The organism is Luteimicrobium xylanilyticum, from assembly GCF_009429125.1.
Classification (GTDB): domain Bacteria; phylum Actinomycetota; class Actinomycetes; order Actinomycetales; family Cellulomonadaceae; genus Luteimicrobium; species Luteimicrobium xylanilyticum.
In genome coordinates this window covers 1,780,580-1,805,895 of the sequence record NZ_CP045529.1, presented here as the reverse complement: position 1 = coordinate 1,805,895, position 25,316 = coordinate 1,780,580, and the positions used below count along the sequence as shown (strand labels likewise).

The following is a 25,316-nucleotide window of genomic DNA, read 5'->3' as shown; positions in this document are numbered from 1 at the left end:
CGCTCGATCGTCGGGGTCGGTGGGGCCCAGCCGCCGGCCGGGTGCCCCGCCGGCCGTCCGGCCCCGCGGGCGCCGGACCTGTGGTGGCCGTCGTACAACCTATCCCGTCCTGGGCCTTCGGCGGGCTGGCGCCGCGCGCCAGCGGCCCCTACCGGTTTTGTGCGAACCCGACAAGCCCGTCGCTCCCAGCCGCCGCACCTAGACTGGTTCGGTGAGCAGGACGCCAGGGCACGATCCGCGCGGGGCGAACGACGACGACGTCGTCTCCATCACCTCCGCCCCCGAGTCACGGCACGACGAGCAGTCGCGCCGGATGCGCGTCTACGCCATCCAGATGACGGTCCGCGTCCTGTGCTTCGTGGGCGCGATCCTCATCCCGAGCTGGCCCGTGCGGATCGTGCTCATCGTGGGCGCCGTCGTCCTGCCGTACACCGCCGTCATCTTCGCGAACGCGAGCGGCCAGCGCCGCAGCGCGGACTCCGTGGGCATGGAGTACCCGAACCTCCCCGGGGCGGCCGACGAGCCCGAGCGCCCGGCGATCGCGCCCGGCGTCGTGCTCGAGCAGCAGCCCGACGACGGCGCTCAGGACTCTCGCGACGACGCGCCCGACCGCGGCGACGACCAGGAACCGCACGCACGCCACCACGGGGACGCCGCGTGAACGGGGCAGAGCCGCGGCCCGACGCCGTCGGCGACCTCGTCTGCAGTGCCAAGGGCTGCTGGGAGACGGCGTCCTGGGGGCTGCTGTGGAACAACCCGAAGCTGCACACCCCGGAGCGGCGCAAGGTCTGGCTCGCCTGCGACGCGCACCGGCCGACCCTGTCGGAGTTCCTCGAGCTGCGGGGCTTCCTGCGCGACGTCGTGCCGGTCGACGAGCTGGACCGGGTCGACGAGAGCCCCGCGGGAGCAGGCGCATGAGCGAGGTGCGCGGCGCCCGCACGCGACGGCAGTGGGTCGTGCTCGCGATCGGGGCGGTCCTGCTCGCGGCCGTCTGCCTGCTCGCCGCGAAGTGGCAGTGGTCCCGGTACGACCTGCACAAGTCCCAGGCCGACCAGATCACGTCGGCGTACGGCGCCGACCCCGTGCCCGTCGCCGACCTGCTTCCCGCCCCGGGCGAGCCGTTGCCCGCCGACGACGTGTGGCGCTCCGTCACGGTCCACGGTCGTTACGAGTCCGACCGGACCGTGCTGCTCCGCAACCGCCCCGTCGACGGCGCGGCCGTGTTCCACGTGCTCGTCCCGTTCGTGGTCGACGCTCCGGGCACGCCCGTCGACGGTGTCGTGCTCGTCGTGAACCGCGGCACGGTGCCGTTGTCCTCGACCAGTGCGGAACGACCGGAGGACCTCCCGGCGCCGCCCTCCGGCGAGGTCACGATCGTCGCCCGGCTGCGTGCCGACGAGCCGGCACCCACGAAGTCCGCCCCGAGCGGCCAGGTCCAGTCCATCAACACGCAGGCGGTGCTCGCAGCCGCGCCGGGTGGCGGCTCGTGGGCCGACGGCCGCACGACGTCCGCGTACGGCGTGATGAGCTCGGAGACCCCCGCCGCGACCGACCCGATCACGGCCTTGCCCGCGCCCGACCCGCCCGACCCCGACACCAACCTGTCGTACACGGTGCAGTGGGTCATCTTCGCCGTCGGGATGTTCGCGGCGTACGCCGTGCTGTGGCGCCGCGAGCGCGGACCCCGGCTCACCGCCGGTGACCTGCTCGCCGGGTACGACGACGTCGACGCCGCCCGCTCCGCGCGCGAGGCGGCACGGCGCTCGGCCCGTCCGCGCAAGGTCTCCCTCGAGGACGAGGAGGACGCGATCGTCGACGCCCAGCTCGCGGCCGACGGCTGGACCTCGGGCGAGGCCGACGGCGACGGCGCCCCGCCCGCGGAGGCGGCGCCCGGGGCGGCCGCTCAGGCCAGGGAGACGAGCTCCGCGTAGCCGTCGTTCCAGAGGTCCTCGTCGCCGTCCGGGAGCAGCAGCACACGCTCGGGGGTGAGCGCGTCGACCGCGCCGTCGTCGTGGGTCACCATCACGACGGCGCCCTCGTACGAGCGCAGCGCGCCGAGGATCTCCGCGCGGGACGCGGGGTCGAGGTTGTTGGTCGGCTCGTCGAGCAGCAGGACGTTCGCGGCCGACACGACGAGCGTGGCGAGCGCGAGACGCGTCTTCTCTCCGCCGGAGAGGACCCGGGTCGGCTTGTCGGCGTCGTCCCCGGAGAACAGGAACGAGCCGAGGACCGACCGCACCTGGGTGTCGGTGAGGTCCGGCGCGGCGTGCCGCAGGTTCTCCACGACGCTCACGTCGAGGTCGAGGGTGTCGTGCTCCTGCGCGTAGTACCCGAGCTTGAGCCCGTGGCCCGCCACGACCTCGCCGGTGTCCGGGTTCTCGACGCCCGCGAGCATGCGCAGGAGCGTCGTCTTGCCGGCGCCGTTGAGTCCCAGGATCACGACGCGGCTGCCGCGGTCGATCGCGAGCGAGACGTCGGTGAAGACCTCCTGCGACCCGTAGGCCTTCGACAGGCCCGACGCGGTGAGCGGGGTCTTGCCGCAGGGCGCCGGCGTCGGGAACCGCAGGTGCGCGACCTTGTCGCTCACGCGTTCCCCCTCGAGCGAGCCGAGCATCTTCTCCGCGCGCCGGATCATGTTCTGGGCAGCGACGGCCTTGGTGGCCTTGGCGCGCATCTTCTCGGCCTGCGCCATGAGGGCGCCGGCCTTCTTCTCCGCGTTGGCGCGCTCTCGGCGACGACGGCGCTCGTCCGACTCGCGTTGCTGCAGGTAGGCGTCCCAGCCCATCGCGTACGTGTCGATGACCGACCGGTTCGCGTCGAGGTAGAGCACGCGGTTGACGGTGGCGCGGAGCAGCTCGACGTCGTGGCTGATCACGACGAAGCCGCCCGAGTAGGACTTGAGGTAGTCGCGCAGCCAGATGATCGAGTCCGCGTCGAGGTGGTTCGTGGGCTCGTCCAGCAGCAGCGTGTCGACGCCGGAGAACAGGATCCGCGCGAGCTCGATCCGGCGGCGCTGGCCACCCGACAGGGTCCGCATCGGCTGGTTGAGGATCCGCTCGTCGAGGCCCAGGTTCGCGGTGATGCGCTCGGCCTCGGACTCGGCCGCGTACCCGCCCGCGGCGAGGAACCGGGCCTCGAGCTTCGGGTACCGGTCGAGGGCCGCCACCATCGTGTCGGTGTCCGCGCTCGCCATCTCGCCCTCGGTCTCGCGCATGCGGCGGACGAGGTCGTCGAGGCCCCGCGCCGACAGGACACGGTCCATGGCGCGCTGGTCGAGGTCGCCGCTGCGCGGGTCCTGGGGGAGGTAGCCGACGTCGCCCGACCGGACGATCTGGCCGCCGGTCGGCTGGGTCTCGCCCGCGAGCGTCTTGGTCAGGGTCGTCTTGCCGGCGCCGTTGCGGCCCACCAGCCCGACACGGTCGCCGGGGCCGACGCGGAAAGAGGCGTCCTCGAGGAGGACGCGTGCGCCGACGCGCAGCTCGACGTTCTGGGCTGAGATCACGACGGACCATCCTACGGGCGCGGCCCGGAACGCCACGAAGCGAATGCCGGGCAGGTGATGCGCGTCACGCCGTCCTACCGTGGTCCCATGACGTTCAACAGCGGGTCCCAGCTCGACCCGGACCGCGTGCAGCGGCGCGGACCCGGCAAGGGTGTCGCTGTCGGCGGCGGGATCGGCGCGCTCCTCGTCGCGCTGTTCGCCGCGCTCACCGGGACGGGCACGCTGGACCTGTCGTCGCTCACCGACCAGGACCAGTCGGCGAACGCCCAGGCCGCCTCGACGTGCCTCACGGGCGCGGACGCGAACCAGAGCGCGGAGTGCCGCTACGTCGCCACGGTCGAGTCCCTCGACTCCTACTGGACACAGACGCTCCCGGCCCAGACGGGCGTCCGGTACACCGAGCCGACGGCCGTGAGCTTCAGCGGCTCCACCTCGTCGCCGTGCGGTACCGCCAGCTCCGCGACAGGGCCGTTCTACTGCCCGTCCGACCAGACCGTGTATCTGGACGTCGGCTTCTTCGACCAGCTCACGAGCCAGTACGGGTCGAGCGGCGGCCCGCTCGCGCAGGAGTACGTCGTCGCGCACGAGGTGGGGCACCACGTCCAGGACCTCACCGGGGTGCTCGACCGGTCCGGGGGCCAGCAGGTCGGGGCGGGCGAGGGCTCGGTGCGCACCGAGCTCATGGCGGACTGCCTGGGCGGGATGTGGGCCCGGGGCGCGGCGACCACGCTCGACGCGTCGGGGACCACGTTCCTCGAGCCGCTCACGGAGCAGGACATCGCCGACGCGCTGTCGGCCGCGGCGTCCGTCGGCGACGACCGGATCCAGCAGGCTGCGACCGGCCAGGTCGACCCGGACTCGTGGACCCACGGCTCGAGCGCGCAGCGCGACGCGGCGTTCCGCCTCGGGTACCAGAGCGGGCAGTACGACCAGTGCGCGCGGATCCTCACCGAGCGGCTCTGAGCGGCGCGCTCGTCAGATCCCGAGGACGAGCAGCGCCACGTTGAGGCCGACGATCAGGACGGCGCAGGTCCAGCCGCCGACGCGCATCCAGGCCCCGTCGGCGTACTGGCCCATGACGTCGCGCCGCCCGGTGAGCCACAGCAGCGGGACGAGCGCGAACGCGATCCCGAAGCTCAGGACGACCTGGCTCAGCACCAGCGCCCAGGTCGGCTCGACGCCACCGGCGAGGAGCACGAGCGCGGGGATGAGCGTCACGACGCGTCGCGCCGCGAGCGGGACGCGCACGCGCAGCAGCCCGCCCATGATGACGGCGCCTGCATAGGCGCCGACGGACGTCGAGGCGAGCCCGGAGGCGAGCAGCCCCACCGCGAAGACGACGCCCACGGTGGGTCCGAGCGCGGCCGTGATCGCGGCGTGCGCGCCCTCGATGGTGTCGGTGCCGTCCGCGCCCTGGAGGTTGGCGGCCGCGACCAGGAGCAGGGCGACGTTGACGGCGCCGGCGAGCACGAGGGCCCCGACGACGTCCCACCGGGTCGCGCCCAGCAGGCGACGGGTGCGGCGATGGTCGGCGGGCGTCGCGTCGGGACCGGTCGCAGCGCCTCGCGAGTGCCGGTCGCGCGCGAGGGCCGAGTGCAGGTAGATGGCGTGCGGCATCACGGTGGCGCCGAGCATGGAGGCGGCCACCACGACGGAGTCGGTCCCGGCGAAGCGCGGCACGAGCCCGCCGAGGACCGCTCCCCCGTCGGGGGGCGCGACGAACAACGCGGTGACGAAGCCGATCGTGATCACGGCGAGCAGCGCGACCACGGCGGCCTCGAACCGGCGCTGGCCACGCCCCTGGACGGCGAGGAGCCCGAGCGAGACGACACCGACGATCACGCCGCCGACGACGAGGGGCAGGCCGAACAGCAGGTTCAGCGCGATCGCTCCCCCGATGACCTCGGCGACGTCCGTCGCTGCGGCCACGACCTCCGCCTGGATCCAGAACGCGATCCGCCGGCCTCGGGGCAGCCGCTCGCCGAGGAGCTCGGGCAGGGAGCGGCCCGTGACGATCCCGAGCCGCGCGGACTGGTACTGGACGAGCACGGCCATCGCGTTCGCGAGCACCAGCACCCACACGAGCAGGTAGCCGTAGCGCGCCCCCGAGGTGATGTTCGCCGCCACGTTGCCGGGGTCGACGTAGGCGATCGCGGCGACGAACGCAGGGCCGAGGAGGGGCAGGAGGCCGCGCCCGAGCGAGTGCCGGGTGTGCCGCTCGGTGGAGTCGGTGGCGGCGCTGGTGGGCGTCTGGACGCCGGTCTCCTCCGTCATGGGTCAATCTTAGGGCTACGACAGAGCAAAGTTCGCACGGCCGAACTCACGCTGCGAGCAAGGAGCTGCTCGGCTACCCTCGCTCGCCCGTCAGGACCGGACGCCGCTGCCGGAGCAGGCTGGGAGCATGAGCTCCGACGAGCCGTCGCCCGACGCGCCGGACGGCGCCGTGCCCGCCGACCTCGCCGACCGGCTGTACGGGCTCCCTCTCGACGAGTTCGTCGCCGCGCGTGACGCGGCGGCGCGTGAGGCGCGGGCCGCCGGCGACCGGGCGCTCGGCCGCCGGCTCGGTGGGCTGCCCAAGCCGACGGTCGGCGCCTGGGCCGTGAACCGGGCCGTCCGGACCGTGCCGCACGCCGTGGCCGCGGTGCTGGCGATCGGCGACGCGCTGCGCGACGCGACGGCGCAGCGCGACCGGGAGCGCCTCGTCGCCCTCGACCGCGAGCGCCGCCGGGTCCTGGACGCCCTGCTCGACGGCGTCGCGGACGGCGTGCGCCCCGGCGGGCGACCCCTGACGGACGCGGCGCTGCGCACGGTGCGTGACACGTTCGTGGCCGCCGTCGCGGACCCGGGCGCCGCCGGCGCCGTGCGCGCGGGCCGCCTGTCGCGTGGCCTCGAGCACGTCGGCTTCGGGCTCGTCGACGAGTCGGGTGAGCCGGTCGAGCTGGAGGCGGGCCCGCCGGTGCCCGACGCGCGGACACGGGTACCTCGCGTGCCCGCCCCGGACGGGAGCGGTCATGACGCTGTGGAAGAGGCGGACGCCAGCGAGGAGGCGGTGGCGGAGGCCGAGGAGTCGCTCGACCGCGCGGAGGAGGCGCTCGACGCGGCGCGCGCGACCCACGACGAGCGTCAGGCGACCCTGGACACGGCCACGGACGCTCTCGAACAGGCGGACGCGGCGGTCGCCGCGCTCGAGGCGGAGCTCGCCCGCCTGCGTCCGGCGCGCGCAGCCCGCGCCGCCGACGCCGACCGAGCACGCGCGGCCTCGGAGGACTCCGCTCGTGACGTCGCTCGCCGCGAGGAGGACGTCGCCGCCGCGCAGGAAGCGGCCGCCGCAGCCCGGCGGCTCCGACGTGCCGCCCGCCGACGCCCCGACGGCCCATCGGGTCCCGACAGGGCGTAGGCATCGGACGCGCGTACGTGTTCGGCACATCCCGACGGTGTGGTCGCCCCCCATTGACCCATGGCCGCCACTCGTCCGACGGTTTCCTCGTCCCCACCGTCGACGACAGGAGCGACCATGCGCCCCGCACTCCCCCGGCACTCGAGACTGGTCAGAGCGGCGGCCCTGCTTGCGATCCCGCTCCTCGCGGCCGTGGCGCTCGCCGCTCCCGCGGCAGCGGCGCCCTCCGCGCCACACCGTCGGGTCTCGACAGCGCGCAGTGCTCCCAGACCGTGTCGGTCCAGCCGGGCTCCACCTACACGCTGAGCGCGTGGGTCCAGGGCTCGTACGTGTACCTCGGCGAGAGCGGCGCGACCGCCCAGGCAGCGACCACGTGGACGCCGTCAGCCTCCACGTGGCAGAAGCTCAGCCTCACGTTCACGACGTCGTCGACCGCCACGTCCGCGACGGTCTTCCTGCACGGCTGGTACGGACAGCCCGCGTTCCTCGCCGATGACGTCAGCCTCGTCGGCCCGTCCGGCGGCGGTTCGACGACGCCCGGGGTCCCGGCCGTGCCCGCGGGCCTCACCGCGGGCGCACCGACGACCACGACGGTCCCCCTGTCGTGGACGGCCGTCACCGGCGCGACCGGCTACACCGTCTACCGCGACGGCACCAGGGTCGCCTCGGTGACGTCGACGTCGACCACGGTGACCGGCCTGACCGCGTCGACCGCGTACTCCTTCCAGGTCTCCGCGACCAACGCCGCGGGCGAGTCCGCGAGGTCGTCCGCCGTGAGCGCCACCACCGCGAGCGGCAGCACCACGCCGCCCGCCGGGGGCCTCCCGACGCACGCCCTGGTCGGCTACCTGCACGCGTCGTTCGCGAACGGTGCCGGGTACATGCGCATGGCCGACGTCCCCGACAGCTGGGACATCATCGACCTCGCGTTCGGCGAGCCGACGTCTGCGACGTCGGGCGAGATCCACTTCTCGCTCTGCCCACAGACCGAGTGCGCCGACGTCGAGTCCGTCGCGGACTTCAAGGCCGCCATCGCGGCGAAGCGCGCCGCCGGCAAGAAGGTCCTGCTGTCCGTCGGCGGCGCGAACGGACAGGTCCAGCTCACGACGACGGCCGCCCGTGACGCGTTCGTCAGCTCGGTGAGCTCGATCATCGACACCTACGGGCTCGACGGCGTGGACATCGACTTCGAGGGCCACTCGCTGTCCCTGAACACCGGGGACCCGGACTTCAAGAACCCCACGACCCCCGTCATCGTCAACCTGATCTCCGCACTCAAGACGCTCAAGGCGAAGTACGGCGCGGGCTTCGTGCTGACGATGGCGCCGGAGACGTTCTTCGTGCAGAACGGGTACCAGTACTACGGCTCGGGCCCCTGGGGCGGGCAGAACCCGCGCTGCGGCGCCTACCTCCCGGTCATCTACGCGCTGCGGAACGACCTCACGCTCCTGCACGTCCAGGACTACAACTCGGGCTCGATCATGGGGCTCGACAACCAGTACCACTCGATGGGCGGCGCCGACTTCCACATCGCGATGACCGACATGCTCCTCACCGGCTTCCCGGTCGCGGGCAACACGGCGAACATGTTCCCGGCGCTGCGCCCCGACCAGGTCGCGATCGGGCTCCCGGCCAGCAGCTACGCCGGCAACGGCTACACCGCGCCGTCCGAGGTGACCAAGACGCTCGACTGCCTGACGAAGGGCACGGGCTGCGGCAGCTACCGGACCCACGGCACGTGGCCGGGCCTGCGCGGCCTCATGACGTGGTCGATCAACTGGGACCACTACGGCAACGACGAGTTCGCGAAGAGCTTCGACGCCTACTGGCCGTGACTACTGGCCGTGACGCACGCGGCGCCCGCGCTCAGACGTTGAAGGCCGACTCAGAGGGCGTCTGGGAATTCGGTCAGCGGGTGAGGCGTCGGCTCAGTTGCCAGGTCGATGCGGCCCAGATCATGGCTTCGTGGACCTCGGGCAGGGTCTCGTAGTCGCGCACGAGGCGGCGGTGCTTGGTCAGCCATGCGAAGGTGCGTTCCACGACCCAGCGGCGGCGGAGCAGGACGAAGCCTTTGGCGGCCTCGGGGCGTTTGACCACGCCGATCGCGAGGTTCCAGATCTTCTTCGCGTCGGTGACGAATCTGCCCGCGTACCCGCCGTCGGCCCAGACCAGCTCGATCGTGGAGAACGCCTCGCGCAGGCGTGCGGTGATGCGGAACGCGCCGTCACGGTCCTGCAACGACGCGACCGTGACGACCACCGCGAGCAGGAGGCCGCCGGTGTCTACCGCGAGATGTCGCTTGCGGCCCTTGGTCTTCTTGCCTGCGTCATACCCGCTGGAGGCGTTCGGGACGGTGTCGGCACCGCGCACGGTCTGGGAGTCGATCACTGCCGCGGTCGGCCACGGCCCGCGACCGTCCCGGGCTCGGGCTCGTTCACGCAGTGCGGCGTAGACCCGGCACCATGCCCCGGCCCGTGACCAGGCCCGGAACCGGGCATACACCGTCTGATACGGCGGGAAGTCGGCCGGTAGCTGACGCCAGGAGATCCCGCCCCGGATCAGGTAGAAGACCGCGTCCAGGACCAGACGCCGGTCCCACTTCTCGGCCCGTCCGCCCTTGCCGCCCGTGTTCCCCGGCGCCGGCAACCAAGGCTCGATCAGTGCCCACTGGGCGTCCGTGATCGACGACGACGGGTAGAAATGGCGCCGGCCCGGCGTGCCCGGGCGCCCGCGGTGGGCCGGGCACGACGAACAACCACACTTCGGGGATACTGGCACGCGAACTCCTGGTAGCAGCGGTCGGTCTCGACAACCCCACTTCTACCAGGAGTTCCTCACATACCGGACATCACACCCACCCTGGTCACGAGTTCACAGACGCCCTCTCAGACGTTGAAGCCCAGCGCCCGCAGCTGCTCGCGGCCGTCGTCGGTGATCTTCTCCGGGCCCCACGGCGGCATCCAGACCCAGTTCACGCGGAAGTCGGCGACGACGTCCTCGAGCGCCTGCGCGGACTGGTCCTCGATCATGTCGGTCAGCGGGCACGCCGCGGACGTGAGAGTCATGTCGATCACGGCGTGGTTGTTCGCGTCGACGGTCACGCCGTAGATGAGGCCCAGGTCGACGACGTTGATCCCGAGCTCGGGGTCGATCACGTCGCGCAGCGCCTCCTCGATCTCCTCGACGGTCGCCGGGGTGGCGGCAGCGGCCGCCTCGGGCGTCACGGCCGGCACGTTCTCGGCGTCGGTGGTCATGCGTCCTCCTTCGGAAGGTCCTGCGTCTGGGGTGCCGACGTCGCCGACGCGGCACCCGCCTTGGCGAGCGCGTCGCGCAGCGCGGCCCAGCCGAGCAGCGCGCACTTGATGCGTGCCGGGAACTGGGACACGCCGGTGAACGCCGTGGCGTCGCCCAGCTCGTCCTCGAGGCTCTCGTCGAGCCCCTGCCCGCGCGACGCCATGAGCGCGCGGAAGGTCTCCCCGAGCTGCTCGGCCTCGTCGGCGCTGCGACCCGTCACGAGGTCGGTCAGCACGGAGAGCGAGGCCTGCGAGATCGAGCAGCCCTGGCCCTCCCACGTCACCCGCTCGACCGTGGCTGCGCCGTCGTCGGCTCCGGACAGGGCGACGCGCAGCGTGACCTCGTCGCCGCAGGTCGGGTTCACCTGGTGCGACTCCCCCTGGGCAGAGCGGGCGTTCTCGTCGCCCACCGCGAGCCCCCGGCCGTGCGCCGACCGGGCGTGGTCGAGGATGACCTGCTGGTAGAGCTGGTCGAGCTGGTTCGTCATCACGCTCCCTCCGCCCCGAAGAACGCCCGGACCCCCGCCAGGGCTTCCCGGAACGCGGCGACCTCGTCGACCGTCGTGTAGACGGACGCGGACGCGCGCGCGGTCGCGGCGACCCCGAACCGGCGGTGCAGCGGCTGCGCGCAGTGGTGGCCCACCCGCACGGCGATCCCGGCGGCGTCGAGCACCTGGCCCACGTCGTGCGCGTGCACCCCGTCGACGACGAACGACACGATCGCGAGCCGCTCCCCCACCGCGCCGGGCTCGGTCGGGCCGAGCACGCGCACTCCCGGGAGCTCGGAGATCTTCAGGAGCTCGCGTGCGAGCTCGTGGTCGTGCGCGGCGACGGCGTCCATCCCGAGCTCGCCGAGGTACTGGGCGGCGGCGCCGAGGGCGACGGCCTGCGCGACGGGCTGCGTGCCGGCCTCGAACCGCTGGGGCGGCGGCGCGTACGTCGTCTCCGCCATGGTGACGACCTCGACCATCGACCCGCCCGTGAGGAACGGCGGCAGCGCCTCGAGCAGCTCGCGCCTCCCGTAGAGCGCGCCGACGCCGGTCGGGCCGAGCATCTTGTGACCCGAGAACGCGGCGAAGTCGACGCCCAGCGCGTGCAGGTCGACCGGCAGGTGCGGCACCGACTGGCACGCGTCGAGGACCGTCAGCGCTCCGACCTCGCGGGCACGTGCGACGAGCGGCGCCACCGGGGTGACCGCACCCGTGACGTTCGAGGCGTGCGTGAACGCGAGCACGCGCGTGCGCTCCGTCACGACGTCGGCGGCCTGGTCCACGCGCACACGGCCGGAGTCGTCGACCCCGAGCCAGCGCAGGACGGCGCCCGTACGTGCCGCGAGCTCCTGCCACGGGACGAGGTTCGCGTGGTGCTCGGCCTCGGTGACCACGATCTCGTCGCCCGGCGCGAGCCGGAACCGCTTGGCCGCGTCACCACCCCGGCCCGCGGTCGCGTTGCCCAGCGCGTACGCGACGAGGTTGATCGCGGCCGTGGCCCCGGACGTCCACACGAGCTCGCCCTCGTCCGCCCCGACGAACGCCGCGACGTCCGCGCGGGCCTGCTCGAAGGCCTCCGTGGCCTCCTCGGCCAGGTGGTGCGCGCCGCGGTGCACGGCGGCGTTGCGCTGCAGGTAGAAGTCCTGCTCGGCGTCGAGCACCGGGTCGGGCTTCTGGCTCGTCGCCCCCGAGTCGAGGTAGACGAGCGGACGCCCCCCGCGCACGGTGCGTCCGAGCAGCGGGAAGTCCGCCCGGACCGCCGCCAGCTCGGCGTCGGTCAGGCGGGCACCCGGGTGCGCGGGCGCGCCCTGCGCGGCGGACGTCGTCGTCATCTCAGGCAACCGTCCCGGCAGGCAGGAAGCGGTCGTAGCCCTCGTTCTCGAGACGCTCGGCCAGCTCCGGGCCACCCTCCTCGGCGACGCGGCCGTCGACGAACACGTGCACGAAGTCGGGCTTGATGTAGCGCAGGATCCGCGTGTAGTGCGTGATGAGCAGGACGCCGAGGTCGGTCGCCTCGTGCGCGCGGTTCACGCCCTCCGACACGATGCGCAACGCGTCGACGTCGAGGCCGGAGTCGGTCTCGTCGAGCACCGCGAAGCGCGGCTTGAGCAGCTCGAGCTGAAGGATCTCGTGGCGCTTCTTCTCGCCGCCCGAGAAGCCCTCGTTGACCGAGCGCTCCGCGAACGTGGAGTCCATGCGCAGGTTCGCCATCGCGGACTTCACGTCCTTGACCCACGTGCGCAGCGCGGGGGGCTCGCCGTCGATCGCGGTCTTGGCCGTGCGCAGGAAGTTCGACACGGAGACGCCGGGGACCTCGACCGGGTACTGCATGGCGAGGAAGAGGCCGGCGCGGGCGCGCTCGTCGACGGTCATCGCGAGGACGTCCTCGCCGTCGAGCGTCACGGTGCCGGACGTCACCTCGTACTTGGGGTGGCCGGCGAGCGAGTACGCGAGCGTCGACTTGCCCGAGCCGTTCGGGCCCATGATCGCGTGGATCTCGCCGCTGCCGATCGTCAGGTCGACGCCGCGGAGGATGGGCTTGGGGCCCTCCTTCGTCTCGACGCTGACGTGCAGGTCGCGGATCTCAAGAGTGGACATCGGGGGTGGCTCCTCGGGGGTGATGCGGTCTGGGTGGTCAGTTGGCCAGGGCGTCGACGTCGACGAGCACCTGCTCGCCGTCGACCGTCACCGGGTAGACGGGCACGGGACGGGTCGCGGGCAGCGACAGCGGCCGGCCGGTGACGAGGTCGAAGGTCGACCCGTGCAGCCAGCACTCGACGGTGCAGCCCTCGACCTCGCCGTCGGACAGCGAGACCTGCCCGTGCGAGCAGACGTCGGAGATCGCGTGCCAGTCGCCGTCCTCGTCACGCACGACGGCGACCTCGACGAGCGCGCCGTCGGCGCCCGGCAGCTCGACCCGCAGAGCCTCGGCGGGCTCCAGCGCGTCGACGCGGCACGCGAGCTGTGCGGTCACGCCTGCTCCGCCTCGCCGGCGGCGGGCGTCACGGCCAGCTCCTTCTCGATCGAGGCGAGGAGGCGCTCCTCCACGCTCGGCACGCCGATCTCGCGGACGAGCTCCGCGAAGAAGCCGTGCACGACGAGGCGTCGTGCCTCGATCTCGGGGATGCCGCGCGACTGCAGGTAGAAGAGCTGCTCGTCGTCGAAGCGCCCGGTCGCGGACGCGTGGCCGGCGCCCTCGATCTCGCCGGTCTCGATCTCGAGGTTCGGCACCGAGTCGGCGCGCGCGCCCTGCGTGAGCACGAGGTTGCGGTTGAGCTCGTAGGTGTCGGTGCCCTCGGCCTCGGCGCGGATCAGGACGTCGCCCACCCACACCGCGTGCGCACCCTCGCCCTGCAGCGCGCCCTTGTAGGTGGCCCGCGAGCGGGCCCGGGGGGTCGCGTGGTCGACGAACAGGCGGTGCTCCTGGTGCTGGCCCGCGTCCGTGAAGTACGCACCGACGAGCTCGAGGTTCGCACCCTCGCCCTCGAGGCGGGCGTTCACGGGGATGCGCACGAGCGCGCCGCCGAACGTCATCACGACGTGCTTGAGCGTCGCGTCCTTGGCCAGGCGCAGGTCGTTCTCCGCGAGGTGCACGGCGTCGTCGTCCCAGTCCTGGATCGAGACGAACGTGACGTGCGCGCCCTCGGCCACGTTCACGCTGAGCTGCGCGGAGTACGTGGCGGAGCCGGTGTGCGTGACGACGACGGCGACCTCGGCGTTCGCCCCGACCTCGACGAGGACCTGGCCCCAGACGAGGTCGCCCACGCCGGCCCCCGCGAGGTCGACGACGACCGGCTCGTCCGTCGTGAAACCGGCGGGCACGGAGAGCAGGACGGCGTCGCGGGTGTTGGTGGACGCGGCGGCGGCGGGGAGGTCGGCGGGCGCGAGGACGGCGCGCTCGCGAGCCTCCGCCGGCGTGAGGGTGGTCAGCGTGATGCCGTCGGGCAGCGACGTGGTGGTCGCCAGCCGGGCGTCGGACGCCTCGGCGGTGAAGACGCGCTGCAGGCGCGCGAGCGGCGTGAAGCGCCACTCCTCCTCGCGGCCGGTGGGCACGGGGAAGTCGGCGACGTCGAACGAGGTGAGGCGCTCGGCACGGTCGCGCTCGGGCACGCCGGCGCCGGGGACGCCGTGGCTGTGCGCGCCGTCGAGCTGGGCGCGGCTGTGGTCGGTGGACAGGTCGGTCGAGGTGGTCACGACGAAGGGCTCCGGAGGGTCAGGGCGGGGAACGGGACGGAGGGGGCGCGGCGCCGGGAGGGCCCGGCGCCGCGGGCGGGGTCAGCCGACCGAGCCCTCCATCTGCAGCTCGATGAGGCGGTTGAGCTCGAGCGCGTACTCCATGGGCAGCTCGCGCGCGATGGGCTCGATGAAGCCGCGCACGATCGTCGCCATGGCCTCCGTCTCCTCGAGCCCGCGGGACATCAGGTAGAAGAGCTGGTCCTCGCTCACCTTCGAGACCGTGGCCTCGTGGCCCATCTCGACGTCGTCGACGCGCACGTCGACGTACGGGTAGGTGTCCGACCGCGAGATCGTGTCCACGAGCAGCGCGTCGCACAGGACGTTCGACTTCGAGTGGTGCGCGCTGTCCATGACCTGCACGAGACCGCGGTACGACGAGCGGCCGCCGCCGCGCGAGACCGACTTGGAGATGATCGAGCTCGACGTGTGCGGTGCGAGGTGCACCATCTTCGAGCCCGTGTCCTGGTGCTGGCCTTCGCCGGCGAACGCGATCGACAGGGTCTCGCCCTTGGCGTGCTCGCCCATGAGGTAGACGGCCGGGTACTTCATGGTGACCTTCGAGCCGATGTTGCCGTCGACCCACTCCATGGTCCCGCCCTCGGCGACCGTCGCCCGCTTGGTCACGAGGTTGTACACGTTGTTCGACCAGTTCTGGATGGTCGTGTACCGGACGCGCGCGTTCTTCTTCACGATGATCTCGACGACCGCCGAGTGCAGCGAGTCGGACGAGTAGATCGGGGCGGTGCAGCCCTCGACGTAGTGCACGTACGAGCCCTCGTCCGCGATGATCAGCGTCCGCTCGAACTGGCCCATGTTCTCCGTGTTGATCCGGAAGTAGGCCTGCAGCGGGATCTCGACGTGCACGCCCGGCGGCACGTAGACGAACGAACCGCCCGACCAGACGGCCGTGTTGAGCGCGGCGAACTTGTTGTCGCCCGACGGGATGACGGAGCCGAAGTACTCCTCGAAGAACTCCGGGTGGTCGCGGAGCGCGGTGTCCGTGTCCAGGAACAGCACCCCCTGCTCCTCGAGGTCCTCGCGGATCTGGTGGTAGACGACCTCGGACTCGTACTGGGCGGCGACGCCCGCGACGAGCCGCTGCTTCTCCGCCTCCGGGATGCCGAGCTTGTCGTACGTGGCCTTGATGTCCGGGGGCAGGTCCTCCCACGAGGCCGCCTGCTTCTCGGTCGAGCGCACGAAGTACTTGATCGAGTCGAAGTCGATGCCGGACAGGTCAGCACCCCAGTGCGGCATGGGCTTCTTCTCGAAGAGCCGCAGAGCCTTCAGGCGCGTCTTCAGCATCCACTCGGACTCGTGCTTGAGCTCCGAGATGTTCCGGACGACGTCCTCGGACAGGCCGCGGCGCGCGGTGGCGCCGGCGTCGTCGGAGTCGTGCCAGCCGTACCCGTAGCCACCGATCTCGGCGATGATCTCGTCGTCGGTGCGGCGGGTTTCCTGGGTGGGGGCGCTCATCTGCTTCCTTCCGCGGGGGGCGGGGTGACGTGCTCGGTGGGGGATGCGGTCGCCGCCGGGGCGACGACCGGGACGTTCGTGGTGCACACGTGGCCGCCCGCGGCCAGCGTGGCGAGGCGTTGCGTGTGCGTGCCGAGGAGCTCGGTGAAGACCTGGGCCTCCGCCTCGCACAGCTCCGGGAACTCGGCGGCGATCTGCTGCACGGGGCAGTGCCCCTGGCAGAGCTGGACGAGCCGCAGGCTCGCGCCGGGCAGGCCCGCGGAGACGGGCCGGACGCTCGCGGCGTACCCGTCGGCCGCCAGCAGGGCCGCGAGCTGCTCGACGCGACCGGCGACGTCGGGGGCGTCGACGCCTTCGCGGTAGCGCTCGGCCATCCCGGCGAAGCGCTCGGCCGCGAAGGTCTCGACGGCCTCCGTGCCGACGTGGTCGCGCAGGAACCGCAGCGCGGCGCTGGCGAGCTCGGGATACTCGCCCGCCATGCGCGACTGCCCGCGCCGGGTCGCGACGTAGCGTCGCGCGGGACGGCCACGCTGGGCCTTGCCCGGCCCGTGCGCACCCGCGTCGTGGACGGCGATCAGGCCGTCCTGCTCGAGGCACGCCAGGTGACGGCGCACTCCGGCCGACGTGAGACCCAGGTCGGCGGCGAGGCTCGCGGCGCTGACCGGTCCCTCGGAGGCGATGAGGGCGAGGACCCGCTCACGGGTCGAGGCGTCGGTTGGAGTGATCTCGTCGGTCGCCACCGCGGCGTGGATCGTCGCCACCCCGTCACCTCCCTCACCTGTCGCCGGACGTTAGGAAACATTCTCGTTGCCAAAATCGGGCGGTGCAAGCAAGGTGTCCCTTACGTGACGAGACGAACACCCCTCGCCGGCCGCCCGGGGCGGCCCGACGGTCAGGCAGGCCTCCTACACTGGGCCCTCGTGTCCCGCACCCCCGCGACCGACCCCGCCGCGCCCCCCCGGACGACGCCCCACGAGGGCGGTCCGGGCCGTGCCCGCGCCGACGACGTCGCGCTGCGCGTCGACCGTCTCGTCAAACGGTACGCCGGGACCGCCGTCGTCGACGGGCTCTCCCTCGTCGCACGGCGTGGCGCGGTCACCGCGGTCCTCGGCCCCAACGGCGCGGGCAAGACCACGACGGTCGAGTGCTGCGAGGGCCTGCGCTCCCCCGACGGCGGAACCGTCGAGGTCCTGGGCCTCGACCCCCTCGCCGACGCCGCAGCCCTGCGCCCGCGCGTCGGCGTCATGCTCCAGGACGGCGGCCTGCCCACGGGGGTCCGTGCGCTCGAGATGCTCGAGCACGTCGCCCGCATGTACGCCGACCCGCGCGACGTCGGCGAGCTGACGGAGCGTCTGGGCCTCGGCTCGTTCGCCCGCACCACCGTGCGGCGCCTCTCGGGAGGCCAGCGCCAGCGCCTCGCCCTCGCGGTCGCCGTCGTCGGGCGGCCGGAGCTCGTCTTCCTCGACGAGCCGAGCGCCGGCATGGACCCGCAGTCCCGGCGCGCGGTCTGGGACCTCGTCGCCGAGCTGCGCTCCGACGGCGTCGGGGTGGTTCTGACCACGCACCTCATGGACGAGGCGGAGGCGCTCGCCGACGACGTCGTGATCGTCGACCGCGGGAAGGTGATCGCCCAGGGCTCCGTGCGCGAGCTCGTCACCGACGGCGGCGCCGACGGCCGCGAGCACGAGCAGACCCTGCGCCTCGAGGCACCGGCCGGGCTGCCTGCCGACCTGCTGCCCGGCCTCGAGCTGCGCGAACGCGCGCCTGGCCAGTACGTCACCAAGGGCGTCGTCGATCCCGGCACGCTCGTCGCGCTGACGCAGGCGCTCGCGGCGCGCGACGTGCTCGCGTCGCGCGTCAGCGTCGGACGCCGCACGCTCGAGGACGTCTTCCTCGACCTCACGGGGAGGAACCTGCGATGAGCTCGCACGCCGCCACCGCGCCGCCCGACACGGGCGCGCCGCACGCGGGCCCCGCGCCCACGCGGCGCCGCATCGCCGCCCAGGCCGCGTTCGAGACCCGCGCGATCCTGCGCAACGGCGAGCAGATCCTCGTCACCGTCCTGCTCCCGCTGTTCCTGCTCGTCGGGCTCGACCGCGTGCACGCCGTCGAGCTCGACACGTCGGGGGCCACGCGGATCGACTTCCTCACGCCCGGCGTGCTCGCCGTCGCCGTGATGTCGACCGCGCTCACCTCCCAGGCCATCGCGACGGCGTTCGACCGGCGCAACGGGGTCCTGCGTCTGATGGCGACGACACCGCTCGGCCGCGGCGGCCTGCTCGCCGGCAAGGTGCTGGGCGTGCTCGCCGTCGAGGTCGTGCAGGCGGTCGTGCTGGTCGTCGCAGCCCTGGTGCTCGGCTGGCACCCCGACGCGGCCGGGATCCCGCTCGCCGTCGTCTCGGCGCTCCTCGGCACCGCCGCGTTCACGGCGCTCGCGCTGCTCGTCGCCGGGACGCTGCGTGCCGAGGGTGTCCTCGCGCTCGCCAACCTGCTGCTCGTCGTCCTGATCGTGGCAGGCGGCGTGCTGGTCCCACCGGCTCACCTCGCCGGCGGGTGGAGCCACGTCGCGGCGCTGCTGCCGTCGGGTGCCCTCGGCGACGCGATGCGCGGCGCCCTCCTCGACGGATCGGTCCCCGTCGGGCCGGTGCTCGTCCTGCTCGCGTGGACCGTCGTCCTCGGCTGGGCGACGCGGCGGTGGTTCCGGTGGCAGTGAAAACGCCCGCACGATCTCACAGCTCCGGGATTCCGGCGGGAAGCCCCCTGTCGCTTACCGTGGTCGCGTGAGCACCGCGACCCGGACCGGCGACGACGCGCCACCCGCCACCAGCGCGCTCGGCCGCGTCCTCGACCGCGCCGGGCGATGGACCCGAGCCGCGGTGATCGCGAACCTCGTCGGCCAGATGGCGATCATCGTCACCGGTGGCTTCGTCCGTCTCACCGGCTCCGGCCTCGGCTGCGAGACCTGGCCCGAGTGCCACCCCGGCTCCTTCGTCCCCGTCCGGCACGCAGCGACCGGGTACCACCAGGCGATCGAGTTCGGGAACCGGATGGTCACGTTCGGGCTCGTCGTCGTCGCCGTCGTGACCGCCGTCCTGGTCTGGCGCCGGCGCACCCGGGCGCGCTTCGTCCGTCGGCTCGGCGTCGCCCCCCTGGTCGGCGTGCTGGTGCAGGCCGTGCTGGGCGGGATCACCGTGCTGACGGACCTCGCCCCGCTGATGGTCGCGGTGCACCTGCTCGTCTCGATGGCGCTGGTGTGGCTCTCGACGCTGCTCCTCGTCCGGATCGACGAGGGCGACGGCCCGCCCCGCCGCGTCGTGGACCCGGGGACCTGGACGCTGTCGCGCGTGCTCGGCCTCGTCCTGGTGCCCGTGCTCGCCCTCGGCACGATCACGACGGGCTCCGGTCCGCACGGCGGTGACGACGTCCATGCCGACCGCCTCCCGTTCGACCCCGAGACCGTCGCGCGGCTCCATGCCGGCGCCGTCTGGCTGTTCGTCGTCCTGCTCGCGTGGCTCCTGTGGCGCGCGCACCGCTTCCCCACTCCGCAGCGGGTTCGGCGGGCCCTGCTGATCGTCCTCGGGCTCGTCGTCGTGCAGGGCGTCGTCGGCTACGTGCAGTACTTCACGGGTCTGCCGATCGGGCTCGTCGCGATCCACATGCTCCTCGCCGCCTGCCTCACGGCCGCCACGACGTGGGCCCTGCTCACGATGCGCGAGCGCGAGCCCGTCGCCGCGTCCGCCCCTGACGGAGGCCCCGCCCGGGCCTGACGCCGTGCCCTTGCACGCCGGCCTCGTAGCCGGCGCGGCCGGGACTCGCCCGAGGCGGTTCTACCGGGAGACCTCCGACGGGCGTGCGGGCGGGGCGTACGCCGGGCGGTGCTGCCACGCCCGCGGCGTCCTCGGCACACCCCCGTCAGCGACATGACAGCGCCGTGAAAGCACCTCCGACGATGCTGGGCACGTTCCCGCACCCAGGAGGTAGGCATGACCACCCGCAGCACCGGAGACTGGGCCGTCGAGGCCAGCGGTCTCGTCAAGGTCTTCGGCGACAACCGTGCCGTCGACGGCGTCGACCTGTCGGTCCGCACCGGCACGGTCTACGGCGTCCTCGGCCCGAACGGCGCCGGCAAGACCACCACCATCCGCATGCTCGCGACGCTGCTGCGCCCGGACGGCGGCGAGGCCCGGATCTTCGGGCACGACGTGCAGCGCGAGGCGTTCGTCGTCCGTCAGCTCATCGGCGTGACGGGCCAGTACGCGTCCGTCGACGAGGCGCTCAGCGCCACCGAGAACCTCATGCTGTTCTGCCGGCTCAATGGGCTGTCCCGCGCCCAGTCGAGGCGCAAGAGCACCGAGCTCCTCGAGGCGTTCGGCCTGACCGAGGCGGCGAAGCGCCCGCTGAAGAACTTCTCCGGCGGCATGCGCCGCCGGCTCGACCTCGCAGCGAGCCTCATCGCGCAACCGCCTCTGATCTTCCTCGACGAGCCCACCACCGGCCTCGACCCACGCACCCGCACCCAGATGTGGGACACCATCCGCGGGCTCGTCGCGACCGGCTCGACCGTCGTCCTCACCACCCAGTACCTCGACGAGGCGGACCAGCTCGCGGACCGGATCGCGGTGATCGACCGCGGCCGCGTCGTCGCGGAGGGGACGTCGGACGAGCTCAAGGACACCGTCGGCAGCCAGTCGCTGCAGGTCGGTCTCGTCAGCCCGGAGGACCTCGCTCCCGCGATGACGCTCGCCGAGACGACCTTCGGCGTCCCCGCCACGCCGTCGCCCGAGGCCCGCCGACTGACGGTCCCCGTGACCGGTCCCGACGCCGTCACCGACCTCCTCGTCCGGCTGCGGGAGGCGCACATCGAGGTCGCGTCGCTGTCGATGCAGAAGCCGAGCCTCGACGAGGTCTTCCTCACGCTCACCGGCCACGGCGTCGACGACGAACCACAGGCGCCCGAGGTCGGCACCGAGCCCGACGTCGCCGCCACCCCGTCCACGACCACCACCCGAGAGGCGGCCCTGCGATGACCACGATCTCCCCCACCCTCGATCACCGCACGACGATCGTCCCCGGCGTCGACCGCGAGCTGAAGAACCGCACGAGCCTCAGGCAGACGATCGCCAACACCGTCTCGATGGCCGCGCGCGGGCTGCTCAAGATCAAGCGCACGCCCGAGCAGCTCATCGACGTGACGGTCCAGCCGATCCTCTTCACGCTGATGTTCTCGTACATCTTCGGCGGCGCGATCGCCGGCGACGTCAAGAGCTACCTGCCGACGCTGATCCCCGGCATCCTCGTCCAGACGGTCATCACGACGTCCGTCGTGACGGGTGTCCAGCTCCGCGAGGACATGGACAAGGGCGTGTTCGACCGCTTCAAGTCGCTGCCGATCGCCCGCATCGCGCCGCTCTCGGGAGCCCTGCTCGCCGACACGCTGCGCTACGCGATCGCGACGACGCTCACCTTCGTCATGGGCTACGTCATGGGGTACCGGCCCGACGGCGGCCTCGGTCACGTGGTGCTCGCCGGCCTGCTCGTGATCGCGTGCTCGTGGGCCGTGAGCTGGATCTTCGCGTTCTTCGGCGTGATCGCCCGGACGGCCTCGAGCGTGCAGGGGCTCTCGCTGGTCATCCTGTTCCCGCTCACGTTCCTGTCGAACGCCTACGTGAACGTGGACACCATGCCGGGCTGGCTGCAGGGGTTCGTCAAGGTCAACCCGATCTCGCACCTGGTCTCGGCCGTGCGGGAGCTCACCAACGCCGGCACGTTCGGCCACGACGCCGTCATCTCGCTCGTGGGCGCCGCCGTGATCGTCGCGGTCTTCGCGCCCCTCACCGTGAAGGCGTACATGCGCAAGGCATGAGCCCGACGGCGCACCCGCCGTCCTGCACCGCCCTCCCGTGGCGGGGGTCCCCGGCTCAGCCGGTGTGCCCCCGCCACGGCCGTTCTCCGACGATCTCACGGATCCTCGCGACGGGGTCCGGGGACGCCTGGGCGCGCTGCTCCGCGGCCACGACGGGGCCCTCGCCGACCGCGCGCACGGCTGCGTCCCGGTGACGCGCACGCTCGAGCACCACATAGTCCTGGCGCGAGCTCACCCGGTCGGCGAGCGCCACGAGCTCGAGCCCGAGATCCGCCGCGTCCGGCTTGGCCGACCAGAGGTAGGAGCCGAGGGCGAGCGCCGCGGCGCCCAGCACCGGCCGGTCCACGAACCCGCCCGCCCCCTGGCCGCGGAGCGAGATCCGCAGCGCCGTCGTGAGCTCGCGCACCCACGCGTCGCGTTCGTCGGCGCTCGAGGCGGGCTCGCGTCCCTGCGCACGGGCGTCCTCGGCGTCGAGGACGGCCATGGCCAGCCGGTTCGCGGCCTGCACCAGGCCGCCCTGGAATCCTCCCCGCCGCTGGTTGCGGAGCTCGTCGTAGGTCAGGGTGGAGAGCTCGAGGGCCTCGCGGACGTCGCCGCGCACGTACGCCTCGTGCGACAGGCCGCCGAGGCCCATGATGCGTCGGTCCGAGGCACTGAACACTTCCTCCGCGCCCGGCAGCACCGAGGACGTGCCGACATCGTCGGGCGTCCGGGCGAGGTTCTGCAGCATGGCACGGGCCTCGTCGCCGCGGCCGAGCGCCACGAGCGCGTTCGCCTCGATCGAACCGACCTGGAACATGAAGACGTCGGTGTCGAGGTCGAGGCCTGCGATCCCGGCTCGGGTGATCTCGACCCAGCGCAGCGCGTCCTCCGGTCGCCCCGACTCGGCGGCGATCTCAGCGAGGCTCTGGGTGGCCATCGCCGCGCCCCAGGCGTCTCCGTGCTGCGTCGCGATCTCGTAGGCGCGCCGGGCGTACCCCTCCGCGGTGCCGAGTTCGCCCATGTTCTCGCCGATCTGCGCAGACATGACGTGCGCGATCATCGACACGGTCCAGTCGTCGTCCTCGCGCTGACGCTCGAGCAGCGCCGGGAACGAAGCGAGGTCGCCGACGCCGACCGCGAGCTCCACGAACGAGCGGGCCTCGGGCGCGAGCGGGAGCCCGCTGCGGGCCAGACGTCGCAGCCGGGCCGACGAGCGGACCGACCGTGCTCGGTCGAGGACGACCGCGATCGGCGAGCCCGCCGCGAAGTACACCCAGGCGAGGTCGCTGGCGTCCTCGGCGGTCGGCTCGTGCCCGACGAACACGTCGGCGACGTCGAGCCCGAACGAGACCGCCTCGACAAACTGCCCGCGCAGCATCCAGAAGTGCCCCAGGAGCGCGAAGACCGGCCCGAGGACGTCGCGCCGCCTGTCCTCGATCGCCCAGCGGATCACCTGCACGAGGATGTCCTGCTCGGCACGGACGCGCCGCATGGTCTCGAGCTGCTCGTGGCCGGCCAGCCGCCCACCCAGGTCGTGCCCCAGCGCAGTAGCCCACGCGTACACAGCCTCGCGCACGGCCTCGCCCTCCCGGGCGCGCTCCAGCTCGAGCCCGCCGAACTCACGGACGGTCTCGAGCATGCGGTACCGGGTCGTCCCGGCGGCCGGGTCGTCGACCACGACCAGCATCGACTGCCCGACGAGCCCGTCGAGGTCGTCGAGCGTCCCGAGCGCGGTCGGGTCGCTCGCACGCCCGTCCACCGCGGCGGTGACGGCCTCGACCGTCTCGGAACCGAATGTCCCCGGGAAGACGGACGCCCTCCGCAGGAGCGCCTGCTCGGCGGTACCCAGAAGGTTCCAGCTCCACTCGATCACGGCACGCAGCGTGCGGTGGCGTTCGGGTGCGGCGCGGTCGCCGGAGGTCAGGAGTGCGAAGCGGGACGCCAGCCGCCGCTCGATCTCGACCACGGACATCGACCGCACCCGCGCCGCAGCGAGCTCGATCGCGAGCGGCAGCCCGTCGAGGCGGTCACACAGCCGCTCGACGACGTCGCGGGGCAGCGGCGCCTCCGGTCGCGCCGCCCTGGCGCGCTGCTCGAAGAGGACGACCGCGGGTCCCGCGTCGGGCGCGCCGGCCGTCCCCTCCAGGGCGGCCCGACTGGCGAGCGGCGGTAGCGGAAGGACCGTCTCCGCGGCCAGCGCGAGCGGGGCACGGCTCGTCGTGAGCACCCGCACGGACGTCTCCGCGAGCGCGTCGGCGACCCACGCGGCGGCACCGTCGAGCACGTGCTCGCAGTTGTCGAGCACGACGAGGGTCCCCGGCGCGCGAAGACGGTCGAGGATGCGCGCGCGCGTGTCGGGGCGCGGGATGCCGTCACCGAGCCGTTGGGAACCCTGGACGTCCCGGACCCCGAGCGTCGTGGCCAGAGCGAGCTCGACGTCGTCGTCGGTGCGCACGCTCGCGAGCTCGACCACGGCGACCGGCTCACCGCGCCCCGCGGCGCGATGCGCGAGCTCCTGGGCGATGCGTGTCTTGCCGAGTCCTCCCGGGCCGAGCACGGTCACGAGGCGGGAGCGTCCCAGCGCCTCCTCGAGCGCCAGGACGTCGCCGTCACGTCCCACCAGCGGGTTGGGCGCGGCACGCAGGCCGACCGTGAGGGACGGAGCTGGCCGGGGGCCGTCGGACGCCACGTGAGTCGCGCCGTTCGCGTCGGTCTTCGCCGGCCCCGGGGGTGCGGGCGGCGCCGAGCCCACGCCGGAAGCGCCCGGCACCTCTCCGCGCAGGAGCCGCTCGTGCAGCTCGACGACGCCTGCGCCCGGGTCGGCGCCCAGCTCGTCCGCGAGCGCCTCCCGCAGCCCCGCGAACGCGCGCAGCGCGTCGTTCACGCGGCCCAGGCGGGCGGCTGCGGTCATGTACGCCAGGCAGGCCGCCTCGTCGGAGGGCAGGGCAGCGAGCCGGCGGCCCGCAAGCGCGACCGCCTCCTCGTCCTCGCCGGCCGCGACCAGGGCCGCGAGGAGGGCCTCCTCGAGCGCCCCGGCGAGGCGGCCGGCCTCGCCTGCGAGAGCGTCGGCGAGCGGGGAGCCAGGGCTCAGATCAGCTCCGGGCTCGCCACGCCAGAGCGCCAGACCGGCGCGCGCCGCCGCGAGCGCCGCGCCGGCGTCGTCCGCGGCGAGCCCAGCCGTTGCGGCCTCGAGCGTGCTCCGGGCGGCCGCGAGGTCGCTGCTCCCCGACCACGCGTAGCCCGCGGGCCCCGAGCTCACGAGGCCGGGCGCGACGATCCGCCGGGTGCGCGAGACGAGGGTCTGGAGCGCGGCACGCGGGTCGGCGAGGTCGTCGTGGTCCCACCACAGGTCGTCGAGCAGCGCTCGCGACGAGACCGGGCGCCCGTGCGCGAGCACGAGCGCCACGAGCAGCTCGCGGGAGCGCACGCCGCCCGGCGCGACGAGGGTGCCGTCGGCTCCCCTGGCCTGGACGGCACCGAGGACCGCCGCGTCGCAAGGGTGCGCCGGCACGGCGGCCGTCATGTCGACGGCGTCCGAAGAGGGAGGGGTGCCCGGCACGACGACCACCCTAGCGGCGCA

23 protein-coding genes are annotated in these 25,316 nt (G+C 73.2%); 11 read left to right on the top strand and 12 right to left on the bottom strand.

Annotation, left to right across the window (positions count from 1 at the left end; translation table 11 throughout):
• Positions 1-211 precede the first annotated feature (211 nt).
• From KDY119_RS07955 to KDY119_RS07945, 3 genes are read left to right on the top strand one after another with little or no spacing between them, the layout of a single operon-like run.
• Positions 212-661: a DUF3099 domain-containing protein gene (locus tag KDY119_RS07955; RefSeq protein WP_194174380.1), complete on the top strand. Its 450-nt coding sequence runs from the start codon at positions 212-214 to the stop codon at positions 659-661.
• Positions 658-918, top strand: a complete 261-nt coding sequence (locus tag KDY119_RS07950) for a hypothetical protein (protein ID WP_036950463.1) — start codon at positions 658-660, stop codon at positions 916-918. Before KDY119_RS07955 ends, KDY119_RS07950 begins: the two co-directional genes overlap by 4 nt.
• Entirely contained in the window at positions 915-1,931 is a 1,017-nt protein-coding gene (locus KDY119_RS07945; protein WP_153022167.1) for an SURF1 family cytochrome oxidase biogenesis protein, read from the top strand. Before KDY119_RS07950 ends, KDY119_RS07945 begins: the two co-directional genes overlap by 4 nt.
• On the opposite strand, the gene KDY119_RS07940 is transcribed toward KDY119_RS07945, so the two are convergent.
• On the bottom strand, positions 1,904-3,502 hold the full coding sequence (locus KDY119_RS07940; RefSeq protein WP_153022166.1) for an ABC-F family ATP-binding cassette domain-containing protein: 1,599 nt from the start codon (positions 3,500-3,502) through the stop codon (positions 1,904-1,906). The two genes, KDY119_RS07945 and KDY119_RS07940, sit on opposite strands and share 28 nt — an antisense overlap.
• Before the next feature lie 87 nt (positions 3,503-3,589).
• Between KDY119_RS07940 and ypfJ the strand changes: the two genes are divergently transcribed.
• A complete protein-coding gene (gene ypfJ / locus KDY119_RS07935) occupies positions 3,590-4,465 on the top strand; it encodes a KPN_02809 family neutral zinc metallopeptidase (protein WP_036951160.1) in 876 nt (291 codons plus the stop codon).
• Positions 4,466-4,477: 12 nt separating this feature from the next.
• Here the strand turns inward: ypfJ and KDY119_RS07930 are convergent, their stop codons facing one another.
• Positions 4,478-5,776 (bottom strand): Nramp family divalent metal transporter, encoded by a 1,299-nt coding sequence (locus KDY119_RS07930; RefSeq protein ID WP_083890856.1) that lies wholly within the window; start codon positions 5,774-5,776, stop codon positions 4,478-4,480.
• A 127-nt stretch (positions 5,777-5,903) separates the two neighbouring features.
• On the opposite strand from KDY119_RS07930, the gene KDY119_RS07925 reads away from it, so the two are divergent.
• Both KDY119_RS07925 and KDY119_RS07920 read left to right on the top strand, forming a co-directional pair.
• Positions 5,904-6,899, top strand: coding sequence for a hypothetical protein (locus KDY119_RS07925; protein ID WP_153022165.1), 996 nt, complete (start codon positions 5,904-5,906; stop codon positions 6,897-6,899).
• Positions 6,900-6,916: 17 nt separating this feature from the next.
• Positions 6,917-8,734: a chitinase gene (locus KDY119_RS07920; RefSeq protein WP_153022164.1), complete on the top strand. Its 1,818-nt coding sequence runs from the start codon at positions 6,917-6,919 to the stop codon at positions 8,732-8,734.
• Between the two features lie 73 nt (positions 8,735-8,807).
• Here the strand turns inward: KDY119_RS07920 and KDY119_RS07915 are convergent, their stop codons facing one another.
• The 9 genes from KDY119_RS07915 to KDY119_RS07875 all read right to left on the bottom strand — a co-directional run bounded on the left by KDY119_RS07915 (position 8,808) and on the right by KDY119_RS07875 (position 16,652).
• On the bottom strand, positions 8,808-9,677 hold the full coding sequence (locus tag KDY119_RS07915) for an IS5 family transposase (protein WP_227994566.1): 870 nt from the start codon (positions 9,675-9,677) through the stop codon (positions 8,808-8,810).
• Positions 9,678-9,784: 107 nt separating this feature from the next.
• Positions 9,785-10,153: a metal-sulfur cluster assembly factor gene (locus KDY119_RS07910; protein ID WP_051136580.1), complete on the bottom strand. Its 369-nt coding sequence runs from the start codon at positions 10,151-10,153 to the stop codon at positions 9,785-9,787.
• Positions 10,150-10,680 (bottom strand): Fe-S cluster assembly sulfur transfer protein SufU, encoded by a 531-nt coding sequence (sufU, locus tag KDY119_RS07905; RefSeq protein ID WP_051136581.1) that lies wholly within the window; start codon positions 10,678-10,680, stop codon positions 10,150-10,152. Before sufU ends, KDY119_RS07910 begins: the two co-directional genes overlap by 4 nt.
• Complete coding sequence (locus KDY119_RS07900; RefSeq protein ID WP_036950470.1) at positions 10,680-12,014, bottom strand: SufS family cysteine desulfurase; 1,335 nt, start codon at positions 12,012-12,014, stop codon at positions 10,680-10,682. Before KDY119_RS07900 ends, sufU begins: the two co-directional genes overlap by 1 nt.
• Before the next feature lies 1 nt (position 12,015).
• Positions 12,016-12,780, bottom strand: a complete 765-nt coding sequence (gene sufC, locus KDY119_RS07895; RefSeq protein WP_036950471.1) for a Fe-S cluster assembly ATPase SufC — start codon at positions 12,778-12,780, stop codon at positions 12,016-12,018.
• Between the two features lie 37 nt (positions 12,781-12,817).
• Positions 12,818-13,156, bottom strand: a complete 339-nt coding sequence (locus tag KDY119_RS07890) for a non-heme iron oxygenase ferredoxin subunit (protein WP_036950472.1) — start codon at positions 13,154-13,156, stop codon at positions 12,818-12,820.
• Positions 13,153-14,376 (bottom strand): Fe-S cluster assembly protein SufD, encoded by a 1,224-nt coding sequence (gene sufD / locus KDY119_RS07885; protein ID WP_036950473.1) that lies wholly within the window; start codon positions 14,374-14,376, stop codon positions 13,153-13,155. Before sufD ends, KDY119_RS07890 begins: the two co-directional genes overlap by 4 nt.
• Before the next feature lie 81 nt (positions 14,377-14,457).
• The gene (sufB, locus tag KDY119_RS07880) at positions 14,458-15,891 is read right to left on the bottom strand and encodes a Fe-S cluster assembly protein SufB (RefSeq protein ID WP_036950475.1); all 1,434 of its coding nucleotides are present in this window, start codon (positions 15,889-15,891) and stop codon (positions 14,458-14,460) included.
• Complete coding sequence (locus KDY119_RS07875; protein ID WP_051136582.1) at positions 15,888-16,652, bottom strand: helix-turn-helix transcriptional regulator; 765 nt, start codon at positions 16,650-16,652, stop codon at positions 15,888-15,890. The genes sufB and KDY119_RS07875 overlap by 4 nt, the downstream gene beginning before the upstream one ends.
• A gap of 252 nt (positions 16,653-16,904) precedes the next feature.
• Between KDY119_RS07875 and KDY119_RS07870 the strand changes: the two genes are divergently transcribed.
• From KDY119_RS07870 to KDY119_RS07850, 5 genes are all read left to right on the top strand, one after another.
• Positions 16,905-17,813, top strand: a complete 909-nt coding sequence (locus KDY119_RS07870; protein ID WP_036951172.1) for an ABC transporter ATP-binding protein — start codon at positions 16,905-16,907, stop codon at positions 17,811-17,813.
• A complete protein-coding gene (locus KDY119_RS07865) occupies positions 17,810-18,604 on the top strand; it encodes an ABC transporter permease (RefSeq protein ID WP_153022163.1) in 795 nt (264 codons plus the stop codon). The genes KDY119_RS07870 and KDY119_RS07865 overlap by 4 nt, the downstream gene beginning before the upstream one ends.
• Positions 18,605-18,671: 67 nt before the next feature.
• The gene (locus tag KDY119_RS07860) at positions 18,672-19,658 is read left to right on the top strand and encodes a COX15/CtaA family protein (RefSeq protein ID WP_036950476.1); all 987 of its coding nucleotides are present in this window, start codon (positions 18,672-18,674) and stop codon (positions 19,656-19,658) included.
• A gap of 216 nt (positions 19,659-19,874) precedes the next feature.
• Positions 19,875-20,918, top strand: a complete 1,044-nt coding sequence (locus KDY119_RS07855) for an ATP-binding cassette domain-containing protein (RefSeq protein ID WP_051136583.1) — start codon at positions 19,875-19,877, stop codon at positions 20,916-20,918.
• Complete coding sequence (locus tag KDY119_RS07850) at positions 20,915-21,754, top strand: ABC transporter permease (RefSeq protein ID WP_036950479.1); 840 nt, start codon at positions 20,915-20,917, stop codon at positions 21,752-21,754. Before KDY119_RS07855 ends, KDY119_RS07850 begins: the two co-directional genes overlap by 4 nt.
• Before the next feature lie 55 nt (positions 21,755-21,809).
• Here KDY119_RS07850 and KDY119_RS07845 read toward each other — a convergent pair whose 3' ends face one another.
• Positions 21,810-25,295 (bottom strand): AfsR/SARP family transcriptional regulator, encoded by a 3,486-nt coding sequence (locus tag KDY119_RS07845; protein ID WP_153022162.1) that lies wholly within the window; start codon positions 25,293-25,295, stop codon positions 21,810-21,812.
• Positions 25,296-25,316 lie beyond the last annotated feature (21 nt).